Below are 25,688 nucleotides of genomic sequence, written 5' to 3'. Positions count from 1 at the left end.
TAAAACTTTAAAAGTAGTAAAAGAGGATTAAATATTTTGTAGTTCCAGTATATAATTATAAGAAAATTAACAATAGATGTTAGTCTCTTCTTGGTCTTCTTGGTCTTGGTGAATCACCAAAGCTTTCTGAACGTCTAGGTGCTCTGTCAGATGAACCTTCAGTTCTAGGTCTGTCAGATGAAAAACCACCTTCTCTTCTTGGAGCAGCGCTTCTAGAATCGCTTCTTCCGCCAAATCCACCTTCTCTTGGAGCTGAATTTCTATCACTTCTAAATCCGCCACCGCCTGAACCTTCTCTTCTTGGGGCTGAACTTCTTTCGCCTGATCGACCTCCGCCAAAACCACCACCAGAACTTCTTCCGTTATGGTCACGTCTTCCGCCACCATCATTTTTAGAAATTTCAACATTGATTCTACGTCCTTCTAATTGTACGTTGTTCAATACTTCCATTACTTTATCAGTATGTTCCGGATCCGTGTTAAAGAAAGAGAAACCTTCTTTTACATCTACTTTGAAAACGTCATCACGACCTAAGTCTAATGTTTCTTTTAAGTAATCTTTCAATGACATCCAATCAAAGTTATCTCTAGAACCAATGTTCACAAAATATCTTGTTGCACCACCATTGTTATTTTCTCTTGGAGCACCATCTCTATCATCACGCTCACGTCTTTCAGAACCTGAAGCTTGATTAGAAATATCTCTAGTTTTCTTGTAATAATTGATAAAACGGTTAAATTCAACCGATACCATTTTCTTGATTAATTCCTCTTTCGATAAACCTTCAAGTACGCTGTTAATTGCAGGAAGATAGTTGTCAATTTCATGATCAACTTCTGTATCTTTAATTTTATTAGCTAAGTGTAACAATTGGATTTCGCAGATTTCAATTCCAGAAGGAATCGTTTTTTCTTCGAATTTTTGTTTGATGATTCTTTCAATTGAAGAAATCTTACGCAATTCGCTTTTAGTTACGATTACAATAGAGGTCCCTAATTTTCCAGCACGACCCGTACGACCTGAACGGTGATTGTACGTTTCGATTTCGTCAGGTAATTGATAATTCACTACGTGGGTAATGCTATCAACGTCAATTCCACGAGCAGCAACATCAGTAGCTACAAGCATTTGGATTTGTCTTCCTCTAAAAGATTTCATTACACCATCACGTTGCGCTTGAGATAAATCTCCGTGCAATGCAGCAGCGCTGTATCCGTCTTCAACCAATTTTTCAGCAACGGCTTGTGTATCTCTTTTGGTACGACAAAAAACTACTGAGAAAATATCTGGATTAGCATCAGCTAAACGTTTCAAAGCTTCGTAACGATCACGCGCATTTACAAGGTAAAATTCGTGAGAAACTGTAGCAGAACCTGAGTTTTTAGCTCCAACTGTAATTTCAATTGGATCCGTCATGAATTGTTTTCCAATACGTGCTACTTCAGCAGGCATTGTTGCAGAGAATAACCATGTGTTTTTTTCGTCTGGGGTAGTAGAAAGAATGTTTACGATATCTTCATAGAAACCCATGTTCAACATTTCGTCAGCTTCGTCAAGAATACAATAGTTGATTTGAGATATGTTTACCAAACCTCTATTAATCATGTCTTGCATTCTTCCTGGAGTTGCCACAATAATTTGTGCGCCTCTCTTTATGTCTCTCGCTTGTTCTGTAATGCTAGCTCCACCGTAAACTGCTACCACATTAATACCTTTTTCGTATTTAGAGTAGTTTTTAATTTCGTTGGTAATCTGCAAACAAAGTTCGCGTGTTGGAGATAAAATTAATGCTTGTGTGTTTCTGTTGTTGGCATCAATTTTCTGAATAACTGGAAAACCAAAAGCTGCCGTTTTCCCTGTCCCTGTCTGAGCCAACGCAACCATATCTGTGTCTTTTTCCAATAATAGGGGAATCGCTTTCTCCTGTACTTCGGTCGGATTTTCAAATCCTAGATCTAAAATCGCCTTCAGTAACGATTCACTCAATCCTAATTGTTCAAATTTATTCATATGTATTTTTAAAATAGGGTGCAAAATTACTGTTTATAATTCATATAAACTAATGCTATTTTAAGATTTAATGATTTATTGTAATTTGATTATCAGAAAGTTATGTTTTTAATTTGCAAATTATAGTTTTTGCTTTCGTAATTCAATGTGAAATTACGACTCAAAATCGGATATATTGTTATAAAAATGTTGTATTGTAAAAGTTTATTTATTTGCTTTAAGGAAGTCTATTAGCTGGAGTGTCGCTTTTCCTCTGTGACTAATTTTGTTTTTAATGTCTAATGATAATTGGGCGAAAGTTTCCTGATATTCTTCTGGTTTGAAAATAGGATCGTAGCCAAATCCTTGATTACCTGATTTTTCTAAAGTAATTTCACCTCTTGCAATTCCTGTAAAAAGATGCTGTTTCCCATTTAAATTTAATGCAATGATTGTTTTAAATTGCGCCTTTCTATTATTTTTACCTGATAAACATTCTAATACTTTGTTCATGTTTTGATCAGCATTGCGCTGTTCCCCAGCATATCGCGCAGAAAAAACTCCAGGTTCTCCATTTAAAGAATCCACTTCAAGTCCAGTATCATCAGCAAAGCAATCATAACCATAGTTGCGGGTTACATAATTAGCTTTTAAAATGGCATTTCCTTCTATAGTATCTGCTGTTTCAGGAATTTCTTCATGACAACCGATGCTTTCTAAACTCAGAATTTGGATTGTATCAGGAAGCATACTTTGTATTTCCAGAATTTTATTTTTGTTATTGGAAGCGAAAACGAGTTGCATTTTATTGATTTTAATTAGGCTTCAAAGATACATTTTTTTAACTATTTGATTGGAATACCGTCAAAACAGTTCGAAATGTTTATGGATCATAGGAATCTCTATTTTATTTGGAATTTAAAAAATATATTATGGATTAAACGGCTAAAAAACAACACGTTAATTAATGGTTAAAGTGTTGTTTTTAAATTATTTGAACTAACATAAGTCGTATGTTTGAGGGTGATTTTGATTAATCACTTGGGTAAAACCATCTGAAAAGAGAAGCTTATTCAAATAGTCTTTTCATGCTGAACGGTATGAGTTGATAAATGGTAAATCAAAATCTACAATCGGAGGCCCTTTAAAAAGACCTCCTTTTTTTGTGGCTATCAATGAAGTATTGGGATTAAATTTTCTAAGGATTTATCCAATTTTTTTAGGAATTTTATATTTTTTATTTATCAGGAAAGAGCTAAATAGAATGTTATTTAAAGTTTTAAAAATCAATACGTTAATTATTGGTTAAATTACTTTTTTAGAATTGTTTGAAATGAAATTCGCCTTATCTTTGAATATGATTTTGATTTGTTTTTAAATATACCCATCTGCAAAGAGAAGCGTATTTGATAGTCACGATTACCGAAAGGTATCAGTAGATAACAACAAACCAAAATCTAAACTAGGAGGTCTGTATAAGATCTCCTTTTTTATGCCTAAATACTAAAAATAGTAATTTTCTATTTTTCTAATCTAATTTTATCAGAAACAATTTTTATTAAAATTTACTAAACTAATTTTAACTGTAATAATGTGTTAAGAATTATGAATTTAGTATTGAAATTGATACGTTAACGATTAGTTAAAAGTCTGATTTGTAGATTATATGGTTGAATTAAATTGTATCTTTGAGTGTGATTTTGATTAATTACTTGAGTATATCAATCTTGTAATAAGATATGATAATTCAATAGTCAGCTATACGAGTTAAAGTATAAGTTAGATATTGGTAAATCAGAATCAACAATTGGAGGGCTATAAACGCCCTCCTTTTTTGTTTATTATTTTTTAGTGTCTTGTTACATTCTTTAAATTATCTGGAAAATACAAATCAGATAAATGAGCAAATTCATCGCCACGCATAAAAATATTGATATCAACATCGGCAAAACTTTTTTTGCCAGCAGCAGCTAGGAGTTCATTAGCAGCATGTAGCGTGTTTTTATGAAAATGGAAAACCCGTTCTGATTTATCAGTTACAACCAATCCTTTGATTAACATTTTGTCTTGTGTTGCAACTCCTGTAGGACATGTGTTATTGTTGCATCGCAACGCTTGAATGCATCCCAAAGAAAACATGAATCCACGTGCACTATTGCACATATCAGCACCAAGCGCAACAGCTCTTAGAATTGAATAGCCTGAAATTATTTTACCACTGCAAATGATGCGTATCTTGTCTCTAATACCAAAACGCACTAATGTTTTATTTACAAAAATAAGCGCCGGTTCAAATGGCATTCCTACGCCATCCGCAAATTCAAGTGGCGCAGCGCCAGTTCCACCTTCGGCACCATCAACGGTGATGAAATCAGGAAAACAATTTTGAGTAATCATTTCTTGGCAAATCATTTCAAATTCGCTGGTTTCGCCAATGCATAATTTAAAACCAATTGGTTTTCCATTAGAGAGTAAACGTAATTTTGCAATAAATTCTATTAGCCCTTTTGTATCTGAAAATGCAGCATGCCCAGGTGGAGAAAGTATTGTTGTATGTGGTTGTACCCCTCTGATTTTAGCTATTTCTACTGTGTTTTTTGCAGCTGGCAAAACACCGCCATGTCCAGGTTTTGCTCCTTGTGATAATTTAATTTCAATCATTTTTACTTCAGGCAAATTTGCTTTTTCAGCAAATTTGCCTCCGTCAAAACCACCTCTGTCATCGCGACAACCAAAATATCCTGTTCCTATTTGCCAAGTGATATCTCCACCTTGTTGATGAAACTCAGTTAAACCACCTTCGCCTGTATTGTGATAGAATTTGCCTTTGAGGGCTCCTTTGTTCAAAGCCATAATAGCATTTTGACTCAAGGAACCAAAACTCATAGCCGAAATGTTTAATAACGAAGCCGAATAGGGTTGCGTACAATCAGGTCCGCCAACTAGAACTCGGGGTAATTCTTCATTGACTTTTGCAGGAAAAATTGAATGTTTAATTCCCTCATAACTCGATTGATTTAAATTTAATTGTGTTCCAAAAGGGGTCGTTGCATCAATGTTTTTGGCTCTTTGATAAGCTAGCGTTCGCTGATTTCTTGTAAATGGTTTTCCATCTGTGGAACGCTCGATAAAATATTGCTGAATTTCGGGTGCTATCGTTTCAAATAAATACCTAAAATAACCTAAAACAGGAAAATTTCTTAAAATGGCGTGTTTGGTTTGGATGCTGTTTGCAAATCCAATCAACAATAGAATCAATAAAAAGGCCAATAAAAAAAGACCTACTTTAAAATATAAGTAAATGCCCAAAGTAATTATAAATGCAGCAATTCCTAAAACGAAAAATTTTTGTCTCATAATGAAAGTTATTTCAACGACTAAATTAGTAAGAATATTAAAGATTTTGTGCTTTTGTAACTATTATTTGAAAGGAATTGTTTTATTTCACAAAATAGAAAAGCACAATTAAAAAAGAGTAGTTAAAAAAACTTAAAAGCTCTTTTTTACGTAAGTGTTTTTGTCTAATTGTAATTTATTAAACATGGGTCATAAAAAATGCATTGAATTTTCGATTACTTTGAAATTATTGTTTTTCTTGTTTTTTTTTACAAGTACTTATTCACAATATGTTTTTAGGAATGATGCAATTCCTAAAGAGATTTCCCTATATGATTTTACTACAATTACGGATGTCGGTCAAAGAAATTTAGATATTCATTTTGTGATTAATAATTACAATTCGCTGAATGTTAAAAAGTTAAAAACTGAAAGTGATGATTTAGGCTTTACGAAAAATAATTTTTGGTCAAAAACGGAACTGGAGAACCCTACAAATTTATCTTTAAACTATTATTTAGAAACAGCTCGCCCCATAACTGATTTGGTTGAGTTGTATGCTGTTAATGGCGTTTCTGGAAAAATAACTAAATCAATAAGTGGCGATAATATTCCTTATTCCAAACGAAGTTTTGATAATCGTAAAACCATTTTTAAAATTGAAATAGCACCAAAATCCAATTTAAAATTGTTTTTACATCTAAAGAGTGATGGTGAAGTAATAAAAATGCCAATAAAACTGTATTCCTCTGAAAGTTTTATCAAAATGCTTTCAAAGGAGCAATTGATATTTGGGATTTTCTATGGGATTTTGGTTATTGTAGCGATTATTTACTTCTTTTTCTTTTTTGCCTTACGAGAAAAAACATTTTTGTACTACAGTTTGTATGTTGTTTTTGTTGGTTTGTTGCAATTTTCGTTAGATGGTTTTTTCTTTCAGATTGTTACGCCTTCTGGTGGCTGGTTTTCAAATCATGCAGTGTTGTTTTTTGCAATAATTGCAGCTTTTTTGTCTGGTAAATACAGTGAAGTTTTTCTAAAAATAAAGCAACACAGTAAAACTTTTTATACCTTGTTTAATGTTAGTTATGCATTACTATTTGTTTTATTGTTTTGCGCGATCTTACTTCCTATTACATTGTTGTATTGCTATATGTTGGTGAATGTATTAGCGTTAATATTTTTGATTTTAATTATTTGTTCCATTGGATATCTTTATTATAAAAAAAAGCCCATAGACTCTTTATTTACGATTGGAATTTTCTTTTTAATTCTAGGATTTGGCGTGTTTATTCTAAACAACTTCGGTCAGGTTCCTAATACTTTTTTAACTCAAAACAGTTCTAAATTAGGTACTGGTTTAGAGATTATTTTTCTTTCTCTTTCGATGTCAAATTTAATCCGAAATCTTAAAAATGAAAAAAATGAACTCAATCGTCTTGCTTTGGTTCGTTCCGAAGAAATGAATGATTTGAAATCGTATTTCTTGTCAAATATCAGTCATGAATTGCGAACTCCGTTGAATGCCATTATGAATTTAATAGATTCTATTTCTAGTGAAGTTCAAGATGATAAAATTAGAAAAAATTGTCAGATTATAAAGTATTCATCCCATAGTTTATTGAGTTCCGTCAATGATATTTTGGACTTTTCTAAAATTGAAAAAAGGGAATTAAGATTGGAAAATAATCAATTTGATCCAGTTCAGGTTTTAGAACATTTAAAGAATAATGCCATTAATATCGCTAAAGATAAAGGGTTAGAATTTCAATTTTCAAAATCGGACACTATTCCTGATTTTTTAATTGGAGATGTGACCCGATTGGTACAGGTGGTTAATAATGTTTTGAATAATGCCATTAAATTTACGGCTACTGGATTTGTGAAATTCAGTATTGATGCTGAATTGAGACCAAACAATAAAGCCAGTTTGATAATGACTGTTTCAGATTCTGGTGTGGGAATTTCCAAAGATAAAATGAACAGTATTTTTGATTCTTTCTCTCAAAATAATATCGATAATAAGCGAAAATTTGGCGGACTTGGATTAGGGCTTTATATCGTAAAAACTCTTGTAGATATGCAAAACGGAACTATTTTAATGGATAGTAAAGTTAATGAGGGTACAACTTGTAAAATTACAATTGACTTTGATGTGGCTGAACAACAAAAAGTAAAAGAAGTGGTAATTGAGCCAATTATTTATGATTTAGGAGGTAAATCAATCTTAGTGGTTGAAGATAATCCCATTAATCAAATGGTTATTAAAATGATTACAAAAAAATGGTTGAATACGACTGTAGTTTATGCAAATAATGGACAGGAATGTATGGATGCTTTCAAAACAAACCAGTTTGATATTATATTAATGGATCTTCAAATGCCAATAATGGATGGTTATGAAGCTACGATTGCCATTAGGAATGGTGAAGCCGGAGCACATAATAGTAATATACCAATTATTGCAGTAACCGCCGATGTGATGGAAACCACAAAACAGCGCGTTAAGGAAATTGGAATTAATGATTATTTATCGAAACCAATTAAGAAAGAAGTTTTGTTTCAGGTTGTGAAAAACTTAGTTTAACTGAAACGCAATCGCACATAAACGTGTTTGATTCCTTTTTTGTCGGATTCTCTTTCGTCGATTTCAAGAATATCGGTAAGGGATTTTAGCATGGGTGTCAGTTTTGCAAAGCCGTAATTTCGTGGGTCAAATTCAGGTTTTCTTTTTACAATAAGATTACCTACATCTCCAAGAAAAGCCCAACCGTCATCATCACAAATATCTTCTATTGTAGTTTCGATAAGTTCTATCGTGTCTACATCTATTTTGTTTAATGATTTCTCAACAGGCTTCTCTACGGGTTTCTCCACAGGTTTTTTAGTGTCAGCCGAACGTTTTTTTGCTTTTTTCTTGATGGCGCCATCCAATACTTCAATGTAAATAAATCGATCACAGGCTACAATAAATGAATTGGGTGTTTTTTGTTCCCCAATTCCAATAACTTTCATCCCAGATTCCCGGAGCCTAATAGCTAAACGTGTAAAGTCAGAATCACTGGAAACAATACAAAAGCCATCTACTTTATCCGAATATAACAAATCCATAGCGTCAATAATCATCGCTGAATCCGAAGAATTTTTACCTACCGTGTAACTGTATTGTTGGATAGGTGTGATAGCATGTTCCAATAAAACACTTTTCCAGCCTCCTGCATTTGGTTTGGTCCAATCAGCATAAATACGTTTGGTGGTTGGTGTTCCAAATTTGGCTATTTCTTCCATCATTCCTTTTACATTACTGTATGGAACGTTGTCAGCATCAATGAGAACGGCTAGTTTTAATTCTTTTGTATCTTGGGACATAAATTTCTAATGTTGAAATATTTATTCAAATATACAAAGTTTATTGATGAATACGCTTTTTAGCCCTGATCGAAACGGCATCCTTTTGTGCCGATTTTTCTTCGGCACAAAAGATACAGTGTAGAGCAGGAAATAGCTCTTGAAAAATAAATTTACTTTCAATACCATTATAAAATTTAAATAATTATTTTTGCAACTTCTTAAAATTAAAATTATTACTTAATATATTATGGTAAAAGATTTATTCGAAAGGATTCAAAACAATAAAGGACCATTAGGGAAATGGGCTTCACAAGCAGAAGGATATTTTGTATTTCCAAAATTAGAAGGAGATTTAGGACCAAGAATGAAATTTCAAGGGAAAGAGGTTTTGAACTGGAGTTTGAATGACTATTTAGGTCTTGCAAATCACCCTGAAGTGCGTAAAGCAGATGCGGATGCAGCGTTAGAATATGGTGCAGCTGCTCCAATGGGTGCTCGTATGATGTCAGGTCACACTAAATATCACGAACAATTAGAGAATGAATTGGCTGCTTTTGTAATGAAAGAATCGGCTTATTTATTGAATTTTGGTTACCAAGGAATGGTTTCTATCATTGATGCTTTGGTGACTAGAAATGACGTTATTGTGTATGATGTAGATGGACACGCTTGTATTATTGACGGTGTTCGTTTGCATAGCGGAAAACGTTTTACTTACAAGCACAACGACATTGAAAGTATGGAGAAAAACCTGCAACGTGCCACAAAATTAGCTACTGAACAAGGGGGAGGAATCCTTTTTATTACTGAAGGTGTTTTTGGGATGCGTGGGCAACAAGGAAAGTTGAAAGAGATTGTAGAAATGAAAAAGAAATACAATTTCCGTCTTTTAGTCGATGATGCTCACGGTTTTGGTACACTTGGTAAAACAGGTGCTGGAGCAGGCGAGGAGCAAGGTTGTCAGGATGGAATTGATGTTTATTTCTCAACTTTTGCCAAATCAATGGCGAATATTGGTGCTTTTGTAGCTGCCGATAAAGATATTATCGATTATTTAAAATACAATTTGCGTTCTCAAATGTTTGCGAAAGCATTGCCAATGATTCAAACTATTGGTTCTTTGAAACGTTTGCAATTGTTGCGTGACAACCCAGGATTGAAAGACAAATTATGGGAAAATGTAAATGCTTTGCAAGGTGGTTTGAGAAGTAAAGGATTTAATATTGGTGATACGAATACTTGTGTTACACCAGTTTACTTGGAAGGAAGTGTGCCAGAAGCGATGGTGATGGTGAATGACTTAAGAGAGAATTATGGTATTTTCTTGTCAATAGTAATTTATCCGGTAATTCCAAAAGGCATGATTTTATTGCGTGTTATTCCTACTGCACCTCACACTTTGTCAGATATTGACGAAACACTAACGGCTTTTGAAGCGATTCGTGAGAAATTAGTAAACGGAACTTATAAAGAAATTGCAGCACGAACTACAGTTGATTTAGATGCTTAGTTTTTAAAATTATTGCAATTTTTAGTTTATAAAAAATCCATCAGCTTTTGTTGATGGATTTTTTTTTAAATCTATCTGACCAATAAAGAGTATATTTATGCAACTTAAAATTTAAAGTTTATGAAAAAAGTAATTGTATTAGGTGTCGTTTTTATGAGTGTTTTTATCTCTTGTAAGAAAGAAAATAAAATAGAAGAAACGCCAATTGCACCAGAAGAAATAGTTGTAGAAGAGCTTGTTTCGGAAGAATGTTACAGCGCAATTATAAAAAAGGATACAATTACAATGACTTTGAATATAAAGGGAGGTCAATTGACTTCAGGGAAATTGAGTTATAATTTCTATGAGAAAGATAAAAGCTTTGGAACATTAGTTGGGAAAATAAAAGGGGATACGCTTTTTGCTGACTATGCTTTTATGTCCGAAGGTCTTGCCACAGTTCGTCAAGTTGTTTTCTTGAAAAAAGGGAATACTTATGTTGAAGGCTTTGGTGATGTTGTAGATGATAATAAGGGAAAAGTAACTTTTAAAGATGCGAAACAATTAAAATTTGAAGGGAACATCGTTTTGTCAAAAGTAGATTGTAAAATGTAGCGTATCTTTTAAAGCAAAACTATTTAAAACTAAAAAAATCCATAACCTAAGCTAATGGATTTTTTTAGTTTTAGTACAGTATCTAAAATACTACAAATTCTTTAGAAAAGTACATCTTCGTTTATGAACTTCAGGATTAAAATGTTTCCATAGGTTGTGAATAGCCAGATTGTCAGCTAATTCAGGAGTTCTGAAGCAATTAAGAATGCCTTTTTCTTTGAAGGTTTCATAATATTCTTTAAAAATTATTGCTGTAACTGCCTTGTTTTGGTATTCCGGGAGAACACCAATAAGATAGAAAAGCACATCTTTACTTTGTTTTTTAGCTTTCAGCAAATGCAGAAATCCAAATGGGAATAATTTCCCTTTTGATTTTTGCAATGCTTCCGAAAAAGAAGGCATCACAATGCTAAAAGCAACAATATTATGGTCTTTGTCTTCCACAAATTTGATGAATTCGGGATTGATGAAACTGATGTATTTTTTCTTGAAATACTCTTTTTGGGTGTCTGAAATGGCTACAAAAGACGATAAAGAAGCGTAGGATTCGTTGAATAAGTCAAACATTTTATCTACATGAGGCATTACTTCTTTGGTAGTTTTGAAATTAAGCGGACTTAATTGGTACCTTCTTTTTACCAAATCATTTGCCTTTTCAAAAAACTCTGGTTTTACGTTTTCGAAAGGAAATTTACTTTCTAAATATTCTTTTTCTACACGATACCCCAATTGCTCAAAATGACTGGCATAATACGGATGGTTGTACCAGGTAATCATGGTTCCTATTTCGTCAAAACCGTCCGTCAAAACGCCAACTTTATCTAAATTTGAGAATCCCATAGGACCTTCAACATGTTCTAGATTATTTTTTCGACCTAATTCAGATACCTTTTCTAAAAGCGCTTTCGTCACTTCAATATCATCAATGACATCAAACCAACCAAAACGGACTTTCTTTTTGTGCTGATCATTCACTTCACTCCAATTGATTATAGCCGCAATTCGGCCTACAATTTCGTTGTCTTTGTAGGCGATATAAAAGTAGGCTTCGGCATTTTCGAAAGCAGGATTTTTAGTTTTGTCAAAAGATTCCAATTCATCAGCAATGATTGGTGGGACCCAGTATTTATTGTTTTTGTATAGGGAAAAAGGGAATTTGATATAATCCGTTAACTCCTTTTTTGTTTTAGCTTCTTGTATTGTAATCATTATTCTTTTTATTGCGTGTTTTCTATTTCGTCTTTGCGTTTTTTATTTTTCTTTTCTGCTTTTTTTACTGCTTTTGATTTTTTATTGTCTCCACTGTCAATGCTCATTCGTACTTCTTGATAATTAGCATCATAGCGCCAGGAAAAACCAACTCCACCATAAAGAATAGAAGGAGTCTCTTTGAAATTTGTACTTATTGAAGCATCGATTTGCATGTCTTTGTTGAGTAAATAAGCAGCGCCTCCGCGAACAATGGCATCGCTGTAAAAATCACTTTTGAAGCCTTGATTTTCTACAAAACCGGACCATTTGTCATTGAATCCTCTTGTTAAGGTTAATACGTAGCCATAACTGGGATAATCAGTCGAAATGTAATCGGCTATGATATTGGTTACAAAAACCCATTTTCCGTCTCCCAAATGGTTTTGTGTAATCAACATGATTTTTGGGGATATACTGGATTTTGGAGAAAAATAATAGGGATTGTCTGCCATGGTAAAATTTGCTCCCGCAAATACGGAAACAGCAGGAATTAATTGATGCCAATTGAAAGCGCGATTGGCTTTCCAACTGTAAATATTTATCTTTTTTTCGTAATTTTTAAATGGATCGTAAATTAGATATTTGGCTCCTAAAACGGTTTGCTTTAGCGCTGATCGATTGGAGTTATTGAATAACGTGGTAAATTTCTCGTTTTGATATTGTAAATCAGCGATCAATTCTAATTTTTCCATGAACAATCCATACCGTATTGTCGCATCAATCCCAAAACCGTTGGCGTCATAATTCAATAAATTATGTTTTTCTTTGATTCCATAAATGCCTGTTTCTATTTGGATTACTGATTTTCCAACTGCAAAAGCGGACATGGTTTCGCCAGGTCTGTTAGAGTTGATTTGATCCGTATGTTGTCCATAATGAATACTCGGAATCATAAAAAGGGCAGCTAAAAATAAGATTTTGATTTTGAACATATTATTTTTTTGAGTTAAAAAGTAATAACGCTTTTCAAATGTACTATATTTTATTATTTATTTAAGAATGATATTTTAATTTTGAATGGTGGATTTGTTAATTTTGCAAAAAATATTTGATTATGCAAACAGCTTCTTTTACAGGTTTTATAGAAACGATATTTTATATTCTGGCTTTCTATTACATTTTTAAATTTTTGGCAAAGTTATTCTTGCCTTTATTAGTTAAGAAAGTAGTGGAGAAAGCGGGACAAAATTTTCAACAGCAACAACAATATTCACAGGATAATTCTTGGAAAACTACGCAAAGTAAAGACGAAGTGATTTACAATGCTGCGAATGCCAAAAATCCTCGTGAAACCAAAAAAGTAGGAGATTATGTCGATTACGAAGAAATAGATTAAATTTGCCGTAAAACTAAGATCTCAATACTTTAAACCAAACTTTCAAAAATTGAAAATAATAAATAAGTTCTATCCGCATGCGTTGGCCATATTTGGCTTTGTGCTCACATCTCTAATCTATTTTTATCCTGTATTGCAAGGAAAACAAATTTCCCAATCGGATATTGCTCAATACACCGGAATGGCAAAGGAGCAAAACGATTTTAGAGCCTCAGATCATGTGGAACCTTATTGGACAAATTCAGCTTTTGGAGGAATGCCAACCTATCAGCTTGGTGCTAATTATCCTCATGATTATATTGGGAAAATTGATGATGCCTTACGACTTTTACCTCGTCCTGCTGATTATTTATTCCTTTACTTTCTTGGTTTTTATGGGTTAATGTTAGTGCTAAAAATTGACCCTTTGAAAGCTTTTTTCGGTGCATTGGCTTTTGGTTTTTCTACTTATTTGATCATTATACTTGGTGTTGGGCATAATGCGAAAGCGCATGCTATTGCTTATATGCCGCTCGTTATTGCCGGTTTTATTTTAGTTTTTCGAAAAAAATACATTTCAGGAGGTTTGCTGACCATGTTTGCTGTGGCATTAGAAATTAATGCCAACCACTTTCAAATGACGTATTATTTGTTGATTTTCTTATTAATCCTTTCAGGTTATTTTATTTATCAGGCAATAAAAGAGAAGGAATATAAATCACTGTTGTATTCTTTTGGTGTTTTGGCGGTTGCCGGAATTTTTGCTTTGGGTGCCAATGCGACTAATTTATTGGCTACAGCCGAGTATACTAATTTTAGTATTCGAGGTAAAAGCGAATTAACCTTTAATCCTGACGGGTCAAAAACGACCAGCAATAGTGCGATGACGCATGATTATATCACAGAATACAGTTATGGGATAGCCGAAAGTTTCAATCTGATTGCTCCAAGACTTTTTGGGGGGTCAAATCATGAAGCGTTAGGCCAAGATAGCGAAATGTATAACTTCATGATCGGTAAAGGTGTACCCGAAGCACAGGCGAACGATTTTGTTTCAGGAATGCCAACCTATTGGGGTGATCAACCTATTGTTGCTGCGCCTGCATATATTGGAGCTGTAGTATTCTTTTTAGGAATCTTAGCTTTGTTTATAGACAAACGAAGAATTAAATATGTATTTCTTTCGGGAGCACTTGTGGCATTAGTGCTTTCTTGGGGTAAAAATTTTCCTGCTTTGACGGACTTTTTTATTGATCATGTTCCCATGTATGATAAGTTTAGAGCAGTTTCCTCGATACAAGTAGTTTTAGAGTTGTGCTTTCCGGTTCTTGCTATTATGGGATTACAATCTTTTTTCAAATTAGATAAAACGATTCCAAAACAGCAGGAAAAAGCATTATTAGAAACTGGCGTTTTTAGTTTGGGAGTGATTTTGATCTTGTTCTTGTGTAAAAGCCTGTTTAGTTTTTCAGGTGGTAGTGACGAGTATTATTTACAAAATTATGGGCCAGATTTTATTAACGCACTTAAAGAAGATCGGAAGAGTTTATATTCAGCAGATTTATTGCGTTCTGGTTTCTTTATTTTGCTATCAGCAGGTGTTTTATGGTTGTTTATAAAAAATAGATTCGCTCAGAATACGGCTATAATTTTGGTAGGACTTCTAATGATTTTCGATTTATTCTTTGTCGATAAAAAATATGTTTCAGGTAAAGATTTTGTCAACGGAAGAGAAGTAGAAGTACCTTTTCAGGAAACACCTGCTGATGCCCAAATTCTAAAAGATACTACTAATTACAGAGTTTTTGAAGTAGGTGATTTATTAGGTGCTCGAACTTCTTATTTCCATAAGTCAATAGGCGGTTATAGTGCCGTAAGGCCTCAAAGAATGCAGCAATTAATTGATTACCAAATTGCAAAAAACAATATGGAAATTCTTAATATGCTTAATGTTAAGTATGTAATTCAAAAAGATACCACAGGCAATTCTATCCCAACTCAAAATCCAAATACTAATGGAAACGCTTGGTTTGTAAGTCAGGTAAAATTAGTCCCTTCTACTGATGAAGAAATGAAAGCATTGGATAAATTAGATTCTAAAAATGTGGCAGTGGTCAATCAAAAAGAATTTGAAATTAAAAATAAGGCTTTCGCCAAAGACAGTTTAGCTACAATAACTTTGGATTCATACAAACCCAATGATTTAAAATATACTTCGAATAATGGAAATGGAGGCTTAGCCGTTTTCTCTGAAATTTATTATGAAAAAGGTTGGAATGCATATATCGATGGTAAAGTAACTCCTCATATACGAGCTGATTATACCTTACGAGCACTTGTTATTCCTGCAGGAAAGCATTCTGTTGAATTCAAGTTTGAACCACAAGTTATAAAAACAGGAAGTACAATTGCACTTTTTAGCTCAATAGGAATGCTGTTACTTTTAATTGGTGGAATTTATTTCGAAAGAAGAAAGCAAGCAAATTAGAATAGAATATAAGAATTAGTCGAAATGTTTTTCTAAAATTGTACATTTGAATATGAAATCTTTATATAAAAAGGAAAATAGATTGATACAAAAAGAAATTGAAACTTCTGATTTACAAAAGTTGTACTCTGATAGAATAGAAAGATTTATGGCTTTGGTTGAGATTTCGTATGCCTTAAAAACTGCGCCAAGAATTATTCAGAAAAAATAATGCTTCAAGAAATTTTAGATATTTGGGAAAAACTCAACGAAAATAATGTTCGTTATCTAACCATTGGTGGATTGGCAGTAAATATTTATGGTTATACCAGAAATACTGGGGATATTGATATATTGATTGACGATACGATTGAAAACAGAAAAAATCTTCGTCTTGCTTTTGCAGCAATTGGAATTGGAGATTTTGCATCATTTGAAACCATGCAATTTGTTGCTGGATTTACAGATTTCACTATTTCTTATGGCTTGAGATTAGATGTGATGACTTCTATAAAGGGGTTAGAAAATGAAAAATTTGATAGTTTGCTTCAAAATTCAACTATTGTTATCTTGAAAGAAATTCCTGTGTATTTTTTAGATTATGATAATTTGATAAAAGCTAAAAAAGCTACAAACAGACCTAAAGATATTTTAGATATTGAAGAGTTGGAAAAACTGAATAAAAAAAATGATTGAAGATTGTTGATTGACGATTTTCGACTTCAGAAGTTTTAAGTTAAACTTCTAAACCCTAAACTTCTAAACCTTAAACTTGGAACAAAAGAAACTCCTAATAATTACCTACTATTGGCCACCGGCTGGAGGACCAGGCGTTCAACGTTGGCTTAAGTTTGTAAAATATCTACCTGATTTTGGAATTCAACCTATTGTATATATTCCTGAGAATCCTACGTATCCAATCGTCGATGAAAATTTAGTAAAAGAAGTTTCGTATAAAGCGATTATTCTGAAAAAAAACATTTTTGAACCGTATCAATTGGCTTCGTTTCTTTCGAAAAACAAAACCAAAAAAATTAGTTCGGGAATTATTCCCAATAAGAAGAAACAAAGTTTTCTTGACAAAACCTTTCTTTGGATACGAGGGAATCTTTTTATTCCGGATGCCCGCGTTTTTTGGGTAAAACCATCAGTTGCTTATTTAGAGAAGTATATTGTGGAGAATAATATTGATATGATTGTTACTTCGGGACCACCGCACAGTTTGCATCTTATTGGATTAGAATTAAAACAAAAATTAAAACTAAAATGGTTTGCTGATTTCAGGGATCCGTGGACCACTATTGGGTACCATAAATCGTTGCGATTGTCTAATTACGCAGCCAAAAAGCACAAAACATTAGAACATCAGGTTTTGAATGCTGCTGATACGATTATAGTAACCAGTAAAACTACCAAAACTGAATTTGAAGCCATTACAACGAAACCAATTACTGTTATAACCAATGGTTATGATGCGGAGAATGTTGAAAAACAAACTTTAGATTCTAAATTTAGTTTGGCGCATATTGGTTCATTCCTTTCCGAAAGAAATCCTTTGATCCTATGGGATTGTTTGGTTGAATTGCTCGATGAAATTCCAGATTTTAAATCCCATTTAGAAATAAAATTAATTGGAGCAGTAAGTCAGGAAGTATTAGAAACCCTTTCACAATTTGGATTAAATGCGTATTTGAATAATTTAGGCTACGTTTCCCATGCGGATGCGATTGCACATCAAAGAAAATCACAGGTTTTATTGCTTATTGAAATTGATTCTGAAGATACGAAAAGCATTATACCGGGAAAATTATTCGAATATATGGTTTCTGGAAGACCAATTATTGCGATTGGTCCCAGCGGTTCTGATTTTGCCGAAATCATAACTGAAACCAATACAGGTGTGTTTTTTGATTATTCTGAGAAAGTGAAGCTAAAAAGTGTAATTTTGGACTTTTATAATCAGTTTTTGGCAGGAAAATTACAATCGAATGGAGTGGGTTTACAAAAATATTCCAGAAAGAATCTTACCAAAGAATTAGCACAATTGATTAATTAAAAGAGCAGTCTTTTTTGCAACTTTAAATCTTAAACTCCTAAAATGGGAATAGTATTAAATCAGTCCTTAAAGAATACAATAATAACTTATATTGGTTTTGGAATTGGGGCAATAAATACACTTTATTTATATCCTGTTTTTCTTGGAGCAACCTATTATGCGTTGACGAATTATGTTCTTTCGGCTGCAAATGTTATTATGCCTTTATTTGCGATTGGTATGCAAAACACTCTTGTGAAATTTTATGCGCAATACGAAACCGAAGAGGAGCGATCACAGTTTCTGTCTTTTACAATATTATTCCCATTATTAATGTGTATTCCTTTAGGAATAATTGGATTCTTTTTCTTTGATGAGATTTCATTTTTTATTTCTAAGAAAAATGCTGTCGTGAAAGATTTTATTTGGCTTATTCCGTTTACAGGATTGTGCATGGCTTATTTTGAAATATTTTATGCTTGGGCAAGAGTGCATATGTTTTCTGTTTTTGGGAATTTTATCAAGGAAGTTGGTCTGCGTTTATTTTCTTTATTTATATTGATTGGAGTTTACTTTCATTGGATAACGGTTGTTGACTTTGTATATATTACTGCCGGTCTTTATTTCTTAGCTTTTATTATTACAATGCTATATGCATTTTATATAAAGAAGCCTGTTTTTCAATTCTCGATTCCACACAATGTAAAAGGGATAATGGAGTACACTTTTTATATTATTTTATCCGGAAGTGTTGCCAATTTACTTTTGGATGGCGATAAAATTATTTTGAACCAATACATGAAGATCGAGAATATTGCTTATTATTCGGTTGCTACTTATATAGCTTTGGTTATATCAGTTCCAAGTCGTGCCATGCATCAAATTGTTTATCCCATTACTGCAAAGTTAATGCACGAGAATAAACACGACGAACTAAATAGCTTATATAAAAAAACATCAATCAATTTGCAAATTGTGGGTGGTTTTGTAATGTTATGCATTTTTGTAAATATCAATCAATTGTATGAAATGGTGCCAAAAGAATATAGTGGCGGTATTTTGGTCGTTTTTATGATTGGAATTTCTAAATATTTTGATTTGATGTTGGGCAATAATAATGCAATAATATTTAATACCAAATACTATAGGGCAGTCCTATTTTTAGGAGTTTTTTTAGTGATTTTGACAATAGGATTGAACATGATTTTTATTCCAATATATGGAATTATCGGATCGGCTTTTGCCACTTTATTGTCAATCACTTTGTACAGTTTAGCCAAATTGCTTTTTGTAGTCAAACGTTTGGATCTGTTTCCTTTCACAGACCAAACATTACATTCTATGGCAATTACTTTTGTTTTGTTCTTGTTGTTTTATTTTTGGGAATTTCCTTTAAATCCAATAATTGCTATTGGATTAAAATCTATTTTGGTAACTATTTTATACGTATATCTTAATTATAAATTTGTTGTTTCAACTGAAATAAATCAAGTTCTTGATACTGTTTTGAAAAAGTTGAAAATAAATATATAATAAGATTAAGAGTTCTTTTTGCTCTAAAATGAACGATTCGATCCCTGAAATACTACTCCGTTTGTAATAAATAAACAAAGTAAAAGAAAGGTACTTTTACTGAAGTAATTGTTTGAATACTAAAAGGAATTTTTTTTTTTCAAGTATAACCTAATTTATGCTTCAATTATATTTTCTCCTTTTTAATCCATTTATTGCAAATTTTCCATTTCCTATAATACAGTCATGTTTCTAATCTTCTAGTTTAGAAAAGGTTTTGGTTTTAATACTGTAAATTTTATAAGTTTATCCAATTATTTTGTAATGTTTTAGCACTTTTTTAAAAATACATTTGTAGTGTATTTTGATAGTTAGAGTATGAGATTTTAAGTGTCTAGTTTTGGGCAAATATCACCAAAAGTGGGTATTGTGCAAATTAGATTGAACTCCTAATTTTGAATTTAATTAATTGGAGTAAATTAGGATTAATTGGCTAAGAATAAAAACAGAAATTATGAAAATTAACCACATGACTAACGAAGAAAATTTACAAAAATTTTCAAATATCATTGCTAATAAAATTCATAATGGATTTATTATTACAGAAAGAAATGATAAATTACCTTTTGCGATTTTATCAAAAGGAGGAAAAGAAGTAGATCATACTTTCAATTTTTTACTTTTTTGTCTGACATTAGGATTATGGTCTGTAGCTTGGGTTTATTTAACCTATGTAGCTTCTAAAGAAAAAAAGATATTGATTGCCATCGATGAGGATGGAAATACCTTTGAAGAAAAATGCTATTCAGAATAGATTTTTATAATTTATCCTTTAGGTATTTTCCAGTAATTGATTTTTTTATTTTTACAATTTCTTCAGGAGTTCCCACTGCTAATAATTTGCCTCCATTTTCTCCTCCTTCGGGACCTAAATCAATAATCCAGTCTGCACATTTTATAAGGTCAAGGTTGTGCTCAATCACAATTATCGAATGTCCTTTGTCTATTAAAGCATCAAATGAAGCCAATAGTTTCTTGATGTCATGAAAATGCAATCCTGTCGTAGGTTCGTCAAATACAAAAAGCGCCTTGTCTTTTGTAGCTCCTTTTACTAGGAATGAAGCCAGTTTTATTCGTTGTGCCTCACCACCTGATAATGTAGAAGAAGATTGTCCTAGTTGTACATATCCCAATCCAACATCTTGCAACGGTTGTAGCTTTTGAGTGATTTTGGCTTGCTTATTGGCGATAAAAAATGCTATTGCATCATCTATAGTCATAGTAAGAATATCGTTTATATTTTTGCCTTCAAAAGCTACTTCTAAGACTTCTTTCTTAAAGCGTTTTCCATTACAGGTTTCACAAGGTAATTGAACATCAGCCATGAAAACCATTTCAACATTTATAGAACCTTCTCCTTTGCAGGTTTCACATCTTCCACCATCAACATTAAAAGAAAAATGTTTGGCCTGATATCCCCTTATTTTGGATAATTTTTCCTTAGCGTACAATTCTCTGATGTCATCATAAGCTTTGATATAAGTCACCGGATTAGAACGAGAACTTCTTCCAATTGGGTTTTGGTCTACGTATTCAATATGTTTGATTTGTGAAAATGAACCTGTCATTTCCGTAAATTGACCCGCTTTTTCGCCTGTATTTTCCAGTTTTTTTTGCATAGCAGGAAACAAAATTTTCTTTACAAGCGTGCTTTTTCCACTTCCAGAAACTCCTGTAATAACTGTCAATACGTCCAAAGGAAAAGTAACATCAATATTTTGCAGATTGTTTTCTCTGGCGCCTTTTATTTCTATAAAATTCTTGAAAGGTCTTCGTTTTTTTGGAACAGTAATTTCTAAATCGCCATTCAGATATTTTGCTGTAAGTGAAGTTGATTTTAGGATTTCATCATAAGTACCCTGAGCAACTAAATTTCCACCTAAAGTCCCCGCTTCAGGACCAATATCGATAATCATATCGGCTGCTTTCATGATATCTTCGTCATGTTCTACTACAATAACAGTATTACCTAAATCGCGTAATGATACTAATACTTTTATGAGACGTTCTGTGTCTTTTGGGTGTAAACCAATGCTGGGTTCGTCCAGTATATACATGGATCCAACCAAGCTGCTTCCTAATGAGGTTGCTAAATTGATACGTTGAGATTCTCCACCGGAAAGTGTTGCTGAATTTCTATTTAAGGTAAGATAATCTAAACCAACTTCGGTTAAAAATGATAATCTATTATTAATTTCCAATAATAGTCGTTTTGCAATTTGCTTTTCGTAAACATCTAAAGCAATACTTTCAAAAAAAGCAACCAAATGCTTAATAGGTAAATCAACTAAATCAGAAACAGTTTTATCATTAATTTTCACGTAAGAAGCTTCTATTCGCAAGCGTTTTCCTTTGCAGGAATGGCATTTGGTTTTTCCACGGTAACGAGAAAGCATCACACGGTTTTGAATCTTATAATTTTTTTCTTCCAATTCCTTAAAGAAATCATTCAGGCCTTGAAAATAGGTATTTCCATTCCAAATCAATTCTTTTTGATCTTCGGATAATTGATAAAAAGGTTTGTGAATAGGAAAGTCAAATTTGTAAGCGTTGTTTACTAATTCATCTCTAAACCAGCTCATACTTTCGCCTCTCCATGGGAAAATAGCATTCTCAAATATGGATAAAGTCGTATTTGGCACTACTAATTCGGCATCAATTCCTATTATATTTCCGTATCCTTCACATACAGGACAAGCACCATAAGGATTGTTAAAACTGAATAAATGTACATTAGGTTCTAAGAAAGTAATTCCGTCCAATTCGAAATTATTAGAATAAGAAAACCTTTTATCCGAATTTAATTCTTGCAAATAACAAATTCCTTTTCCTTCAAAAAAAGCGGTTTGAACAGCGTCAGCCAATCGATTGTAGAATTCTTCTTCTCCCGAAGTTTCGGGATTGACAACAATTCGATCAATAATGAGCTTTATGTCTTTATTGTCTAAAGAATGTTGGTCGATTTCATCTAAACGGACCATTTCATTATTAACTTGAATCCTGGCAAAACCTTGTTGTAAAAGCACTTTTAGTTTGTCTTCCAGTTTTCGGCCTTCTTCCAGATGGATAGGAGCAAGTAGTAACCATTTGCTGTCAATGTCAAATTTTTTCACATCGTTTACCACATCGGTTACCGTATTTTTCTTCACTTCTCGACCAGAAACTGGAGAATAAGTGCGCCCAATTCTAGCAAATAATAATTTTATATAATCGTAAATTTCTGTTGAAGTTCCTACTGTAGAACGTGCATTTGTTGTGTTTACTTTTTGTTCAATAGCAATTGCAGGAGCAATTCCTTTGATGTATTCCACTTTTGGTTTGTCTAACCGACCAAGAAATTGTCGAGCATATGATGATAAACTTTCTACATAACGGCGTTGTCCTTCGGCATATAAAGTATCAAATGCCAGACTTGATTTCCCTGATCCGGAAAGTCCTGTTATAACAACTAATTTATTTCGAGGAATCGCAACATCTACATTTTTTAAGTTATGTACTTGTGCGCCTTTTATAATAATATTTTTCTTAGGATCTAATTTAGAAAGGTCAACTTGCATAAAAACAATTAATTTTTACAAAAGTAATCAATTTTCATCGGAGAAAAGAGGTTGAACAAATCACAAATTTAGGATTATTAATGGAGGGAAATAAGAAATGCTGTTCTCAGGACATTTTGTATTTATTAAATTTCTTGTTAAATATTTTTTTCAGTTGTATTTTTTTAATTTTTCAAATAGCATTTTTTTAATTAGAACAAGCTTTTATCTGATAATACCATTGCTTTTACCCCTTCAACGTAAAAACTGCATATATATTTTAACATTTTTATTTTTGAGATGTTAATTTTTCTTAATTTAATTTGCTTGTTAAAATAATTATTTGCTAAATTTGAAGAATATAATAACCCTAATTAAGCATTAGCCTATACTACAAAACTACTTTTTAGAGAAAAATCTCCATTTTAATTAAAAACTAAAAAGTATAACTATGGCTAATACACAACTTCCAGACGCATTATTGGTGCAGGATTATGTTGCAGGTAATGAAGATGCCTTAGCTTCATTAATCAAAAGACACGAATCAAAAATTTATGGTTTTATATATTCAAAAATCTCCGATAGAGATATTTCGAATGATATTTTTCAAGATACCTTTATTAAGGTAATAAGAACCTTAAAATCAAATTCTTATAATGAAGAAGGAAAGTTTTTACCGTGGGTAATGAGAATTTCTCATAATCTTATTGTAGATCATTATCGAAAAACAAAAAAAATGCCCATGTTCAGAGAAACAGAGGAATTTTCTATTTTTTCAATAATGTCTGATGATTCTCTTACAATAGAAAATAAGCTAATCGCAGAGCAAGTCGAAATGGATTTGAAGAAACTTATCGAAGAACTTCCAATTGACCAAAAAGAAGTCTTGGTCATGCGAATGTATCAGGATATGAGTTTTAAAGAAATTTCTGAGGTAACAGGTGTAAGTATAAATACTGCTTTGGGCAGAATGCGTTATGCATTAATGAATATGAGGAAAGTTATTGATAAACATCAAATTGTTTTGACTAATTAACAATAAATTGAAACTTGCTCCGTTGTAATATAAAAACAAACTTATTACAATATGGCAAAAATTTACTCTAAAAAATCATTAGTTACTAAGAAGATGAAGCCCGAGAAAGAAATCGTTTCTTTTTTATTGAATTATTCAAAAGCGTTAAGCATAATAAAAATAGAAGATAAAAATTTCGAAATTATAGCGAATTAAAAACAGTCAATTTAGGTATTGGATGTTATTGTATTGAAAAAATTTAAGCTACAATTTTAGTACTTGAATTATTAAATTGCACTAATTTTATTTAAAATTAGTGCAATTTTTTATTTAGAAACGGGATGCTTTTTATAATAATCATCTAAAACTGATTTTCTTCCAATCGTTTTGGTGATAATATCTTTATCTAAATCCCAACCTCGTGCTGGCGAATATTCCCGACCATACCAAATGATTTCTAAATGCAGATCATTCCATAATTCCTCTGGAAAAATACGTTTAGCATCTTTTTCTGTTTGAACCACATTTTTTCCATTAGTCAAATTCCATCGATACATTAATCGATGAATATGGGTGTCTACAGGAAAAGCTGGAACACCAAAAGCCTGAGACATGACTACACTTGCCGTTTTATGTCCCACAGCCGGTAATTCTTCTAAAAATTCAAAACTTTGAGGTACTTTCCCGCCGTGTTTGTCAATTAAAATATGAGATAAACCATGAATTCCCTTTGATTTCATTGGTGACAAGCCACAAGGTCGTATGATTTCCTTAATTTCTTCCACTGACATTTTAATCATATCATACGGATTATCAGCTTTCGCAAAAAGCAAAGGCGTAATTTGATTCACGCGAACATCAGTACATTGTGCCGAAAGTAAAACAGCAATCAGTAAAGTATAAGGATCCTTATGGTCTAACGGAATAGGAATCGTTGGATATAATTCTTTTAACGTATTTATAACAAACGTTACACGTTCTTGTTTATTCATTATTCATTAAATTTGATTTGTAAAGAAAAACAATTTCAATCTTAATAACAAAATTCAATTTCAATTCAAACAAATAAAAAATATAAATAATGACTACATTAAAAAAAGGAGATAAAGCACCTGATTTTTCTGCTCTTGATCAAGATGGAAAATCACATCAATTAGCTGATTATAAAGGGAAAAAACTAGTTGTTTTCTTTTATCCAAAAGCGAATACACCAGGATGCACCGCTGAAGCCTGTGATTTAAGAGATAATTTTGAACGTTTCAAAGCGAATAATTATGAACTACTTGGCGTAAGTGCTGATCCGCAAAAAGCTCAAGCAAAGTTCAAGGAGAAATATGATTTCCCTTTTCCATTATTGGCGGATGAAAATAAATCTGTAATTCAGGCGTTTGGAGTTTGGGGACCTAAAAAATTCATGGGAAAAGAATATGACGGAATTCATAGAACAACTTTTGTCATTGATGAAAACGGCATTATCGATGAGGTAATCTCTGATGTTAAAACCAAAGCACATGCTGCTCAGATATTAAAATAAGCTTTCATATTTCATAAAAAAAGCCGAGGAAGTTTAATACTTCCTCGGCTTTTTTATTTATTAAGATGTCCCGTCCTGAAATAGCGATACACAAAAAAGATCGTTATGGAAGAAAACATAAATTATGTAAAACGCACCCAACGCGATTACAGTATGTCTTTAAAGCTTCAAATTGTTAGAGA

Annotated in this window: 21 protein-coding genes; 13 read left to right on the top strand and 8 right to left on the bottom strand. The window is 32.4% G+C overall.

Translation table 11 applies throughout. The features are described from left to right. Positions 1 to 79 precede the first annotated feature (79 nt). The 3 genes from ACM55I_RS08680 to ACM55I_RS08670 form a co-directional block, all read right to left on the bottom strand. Positions 80 to 2,011 (bottom strand): DEAD/DEAH box helicase, encoded by a 1,932-nt coding sequence (locus ACM55I_RS08680; protein ID WP_416846371.1) that lies wholly within the window; start codon positions 2,009 to 2,011, stop codon positions 80 to 82. A 204-nt stretch (positions 2,012 to 2,215) separates the two neighbouring features. Further along, positions 2,216 to 2,794, bottom strand: coding sequence for a non-canonical purine NTP diphosphatase (locus tag ACM55I_RS08675; protein ID WP_416846370.1), 579 nt, complete (start codon positions 2,792 to 2,794; stop codon positions 2,216 to 2,218). Positions 2,795 to 3,838: 1,044 nt separating this feature from the next. Continuing rightward, positions 3,839 to 5,347, bottom strand: a complete 1,509-nt coding sequence (locus tag ACM55I_RS08670; RefSeq protein ID WP_416846369.1) for an FMN-binding glutamate synthase family protein — start codon at positions 5,345 to 5,347, stop codon at positions 3,839 to 3,841. Positions 5,348 to 5,531: 184 nt separating this feature from the next. Here ACM55I_RS08670 and ACM55I_RS08665 point away from each other — a divergent pair, with 184 nt between their 5' ends. Beyond that, a complete protein-coding gene (locus ACM55I_RS08665; RefSeq protein ID WP_416846368.1) occupies positions 5,532 to 7,913 on the top strand; it encodes a hybrid sensor histidine kinase/response regulator in 2,382 nt (793 codons plus the stop codon). Here ACM55I_RS08665 and ACM55I_RS08660 read toward each other — a convergent pair. Next, positions 7,910 to 8,695: an NYN domain-containing protein gene (locus ACM55I_RS08660; protein ID WP_039107524.1), complete on the bottom strand. Its 786-nt coding sequence runs from the start codon at positions 8,693 to 8,695 to the stop codon at positions 7,910 to 7,912. The genes ACM55I_RS08665 and ACM55I_RS08660 overlap by 4 nt on opposite strands. A 229-nt stretch (positions 8,696 to 8,924) precedes the next feature. Between ACM55I_RS08660 and ACM55I_RS08655 the strand changes: the two genes are divergently transcribed. Then, complete coding sequence (locus tag ACM55I_RS08655) at positions 8,925 to 10,187, top strand: aminotransferase class I/II-fold pyridoxal phosphate-dependent enzyme (protein WP_416846367.1); 1,263 nt, start codon at positions 8,925 to 8,927, stop codon at positions 10,185 to 10,187. Between the two features lie 120 nt (positions 10,188 to 10,307). Then, positions 10,308 to 10,781 (top strand): hypothetical protein, encoded by a 474-nt coding sequence (locus ACM55I_RS08650; protein WP_416846366.1) that lies wholly within the window; start codon positions 10,308 to 10,310, stop codon positions 10,779 to 10,781. A 90-nt stretch (positions 10,782 to 10,871) separates the two neighbouring features. Here the strand turns inward: ACM55I_RS08650 and ACM55I_RS08645 are convergent, their stop codons facing one another. Both ACM55I_RS08645 and ACM55I_RS08640 read right to left on the bottom strand, forming a co-directional pair. Next, positions 10,872 to 11,990 carry a GTP cyclohydrolase gene (locus ACM55I_RS08645; RefSeq protein WP_416846365.1) on the bottom strand — a complete coding sequence of 373 codons (1,119 nt, stop codon included), beginning with the start codon at positions 11,988 to 11,990 and terminating at the stop codon, positions 10,872 to 10,874. An 8-nt stretch (positions 11,991 to 11,998) separates the two neighbouring features. After that, on the bottom strand, positions 11,999 to 12,964 hold the full coding sequence (locus ACM55I_RS08640) for a transporter (RefSeq protein ID WP_416846364.1): 966 nt from the start codon (positions 12,962 to 12,964) through the stop codon (positions 11,999 to 12,001). A gap of 122 nt (positions 12,965 to 13,086) precedes the next feature. On the opposite strand from ACM55I_RS08640, the gene ACM55I_RS08635 reads away from it, so the two are divergent. From ACM55I_RS08635 to ACM55I_RS08605, 7 genes are all read left to right on the top strand, one after another. Further along, entirely contained in the window at positions 13,087 to 13,368 is a 282-nt protein-coding gene (locus tag ACM55I_RS08635) for a DUF4834 family protein (RefSeq protein ID WP_035670903.1), read from the top strand. Positions 13,369 to 13,417: 49 nt separating this feature from the next. Then, the gene (locus tag ACM55I_RS08630) at positions 13,418 to 15,835 is read left to right on the top strand and encodes a YfhO family protein (RefSeq protein ID WP_416846363.1); all 2,418 of its coding nucleotides are present in this window, start codon (positions 13,418 to 13,420) and stop codon (positions 15,833 to 15,835) included. Positions 15,836 to 15,887: 52 nt separating this feature from the next. Continuing rightward, positions 15,888 to 16,046 carry a hypothetical protein gene (locus tag ACM55I_RS08625; RefSeq protein ID WP_416846362.1) on the top strand — a complete coding sequence of 53 codons (159 nt, stop codon included), beginning with the start codon at positions 15,888 to 15,890 and terminating at the stop codon, positions 16,044 to 16,046. Further along, entirely contained in the window at positions 16,046 to 16,510 is a 465-nt protein-coding gene (locus tag ACM55I_RS08620; protein ID WP_416846361.1) for a hypothetical protein, read from the top strand. Before ACM55I_RS08625 ends, ACM55I_RS08620 begins: the two co-directional genes overlap by 1 nt. Before the next feature lie 76 nt (positions 16,511 to 16,586). Continuing rightward, positions 16,587 to 17,870: a glycosyltransferase family 4 protein gene (locus ACM55I_RS08615; RefSeq protein ID WP_416846360.1), complete on the top strand. Its 1,284-nt coding sequence runs from the start codon at positions 16,587 to 16,589 to the stop codon at positions 17,868 to 17,870. Between the two features lie 42 nt (positions 17,871 to 17,912). After that, a complete protein-coding gene (locus tag ACM55I_RS08610) occupies positions 17,913 to 19,382 on the top strand; it encodes a lipopolysaccharide biosynthesis protein (RefSeq protein ID WP_416846359.1) in 1,470 nt (489 codons plus the stop codon). 493 nt (positions 19,383 to 19,875) lie between these two features. After that, on the top strand, positions 19,876 to 20,175 hold the full coding sequence (locus ACM55I_RS08605) for a hypothetical protein (protein ID WP_039107543.1): 300 nt from the start codon (positions 19,876 to 19,878) through the stop codon (positions 20,173 to 20,175). A gap of 4 nt (positions 20,176 to 20,179) precedes the next feature. Here the strand turns inward: ACM55I_RS08605 and uvrA are convergent, their stop codons facing one another. Then, positions 20,180 to 22,978, bottom strand: coding sequence for an excinuclease ABC subunit UvrA (gene uvrA, locus ACM55I_RS08600; protein WP_416846358.1), 2,799 nt, complete (start codon positions 22,976 to 22,978; stop codon positions 20,180 to 20,182). 430 nt (positions 22,979 to 23,408) lie between these two features. Here uvrA and ACM55I_RS08595 point away from each other — a divergent pair, with 430 nt between their 5' ends. Both ACM55I_RS08595 and ACM55I_RS08590 read left to right on the top strand, forming a co-directional pair. Next, the gene (locus tag ACM55I_RS08595) at positions 23,409 to 23,993 is read left to right on the top strand and encodes an RNA polymerase sigma factor (protein WP_039107547.1); all 585 of its coding nucleotides are present in this window, start codon (positions 23,409 to 23,411) and stop codon (positions 23,991 to 23,993) included. Positions 23,994 to 24,044: 51 nt separating this feature from the next. After that, positions 24,045 to 24,188 (top strand): hypothetical protein, encoded by a 144-nt coding sequence (locus ACM55I_RS08590; protein WP_416846357.1) that lies wholly within the window; start codon positions 24,045 to 24,047, stop codon positions 24,186 to 24,188. A gap of 110 nt (positions 24,189 to 24,298) precedes the next feature. On the opposite strand, the gene ACM55I_RS08585 is transcribed toward ACM55I_RS08590, so the two are convergent. After that, entirely contained in the window at positions 24,299 to 24,964 is a 666-nt protein-coding gene (locus tag ACM55I_RS08585; RefSeq protein ID WP_416846356.1) for an endonuclease III domain-containing protein, read from the bottom strand. An 89-nt stretch (positions 24,965 to 25,053) separates the two neighbouring features. Here ACM55I_RS08585 and bcp point away from each other — a divergent pair, with 89 nt between their 5' ends. Beyond that, positions 25,054 to 25,506, top strand: coding sequence for a thioredoxin-dependent thiol peroxidase (bcp, locus tag ACM55I_RS08580; protein ID WP_416846355.1), 453 nt, complete (start codon positions 25,054 to 25,056; stop codon positions 25,504 to 25,506). Positions 25,507 to 25,688: the final 182 nt, after the last annotated feature.

The sequence above is a fragment of the Flavobacterium algoris genome (assembly GCF_048158525.1).
GTDB classification, from domain to species: Bacteria; Bacteroidota; Bacteroidia; order Flavobacteriales; family Flavobacteriaceae; genus Flavobacterium; species Flavobacterium algoris.
The sequence above is the reverse complement of the archived record's forward strand: the minus strand, read 5'-3'. Positions and strand labels throughout refer to the sequence as shown.

Bases quoted from the DNA above. Each gene is read 5' to 3' on its own strand.
- ACM55I_RS08590 (WP_416846357.1), top strand. From the start codon at position 24,045: ATGGCAAAAATTTACTCTAAAAAATCATTAGTTACTAAGAAGATGAAG.
- ACM55I_RS08680 (WP_416846371.1), bottom strand. From the start codon at position 2,011: ATGAATAAATTTGAACAATTAGGATTGAGTGAATCGTTACTGAAGGCG.
- ACM55I_RS08610 (WP_416846359.1), top strand. From the start codon at position 17,913: ATGGGAATAGTATTAAATCAGTCCTTAAAGAATACAATAATAACTTAT.
- ACM55I_RS08595 (WP_039107547.1), top strand. From the start codon at position 23,409: ATGGCTAATACACAACTTCCAGACGCATTATTGGTGCAGGATTATGTT.
- ACM55I_RS08585 (WP_416846356.1), bottom strand. From the start codon at position 24,964: ATGAATAAACAAGAACGTGTAACGTTTGTTATAAATACGTTAAAAGAA.
- ACM55I_RS08605 (WP_039107543.1), top strand. From the start codon at position 19,876: ATGAAAATTAACCACATGACTAACGAAGAAAATTTACAAAAATTTTCA.
- ACM55I_RS08635 (WP_035670903.1), top strand. From the start codon at position 13,087: ATGCAAACAGCTTCTTTTACAGGTTTTATAGAAACGATATTTTATATT.
- uvrA (WP_416846358.1), bottom strand. From the start codon at position 22,978: ATGCAAGTTGACCTTTCTAAATTAGATCCTAAGAAAAATATTATTATA.
- ACM55I_RS08670 (WP_416846369.1), bottom strand. From the start codon at position 5,347: ATGAGACAAAAATTTTTCGTTTTAGGAATTGCTGCATTTATAATTACT.
- ACM55I_RS08625 (WP_416846362.1), top strand. From the start codon at position 15,888: ATGAAATCTTTATATAAAAAGGAAAATAGATTGATACAAAAAGAAATT.
- ACM55I_RS08655 (WP_416846367.1), top strand. From the start codon at position 8,925: ATGGTAAAAGATTTATTCGAAAGGATTCAAAACAATAAAGGACCATTA.
- bcp (WP_416846355.1), top strand. From the start codon at position 25,054: ATGACTACATTAAAAAAAGGAGATAAAGCACCTGATTTTTCTGCTCTT.
- ACM55I_RS08620 (WP_416846361.1), top strand. From the start codon at position 16,046: ATGCTTCAAGAAATTTTAGATATTTGGGAAAAACTCAACGAAAATAAT.
- ACM55I_RS08645 (WP_416846365.1), bottom strand. From the start codon at position 11,990: ATGATTACAATACAAGAAGCTAAAACAAAAAAGGAGTTAACGGATTAT.
- ACM55I_RS08650 (WP_416846366.1), top strand. From the start codon at position 10,308: ATGAAAAAAGTAATTGTATTAGGTGTCGTTTTTATGAGTGTTTTTATC.
- ACM55I_RS08675 (WP_416846370.1), bottom strand. From the start codon at position 2,794: ATGCAACTCGTTTTCGCTTCCAATAACAAAAATAAAATTCTGGAAATA.
- ACM55I_RS08640 (WP_416846364.1), bottom strand. From the start codon at position 12,964: ATGTTCAAAATCAAAATCTTATTTTTAGCTGCCCTTTTTATGATTCCG.
- ACM55I_RS08660 (WP_039107524.1), bottom strand. From the start codon at position 8,695: ATGTCCCAAGATACAAAAGAATTAAAACTAGCCGTTCTCATTGATGCT.
- ACM55I_RS08665 (WP_416846368.1), top strand. From the start codon at position 5,532: ATGGGTCATAAAAAATGCATTGAATTTTCGATTACTTTGAAATTATTG.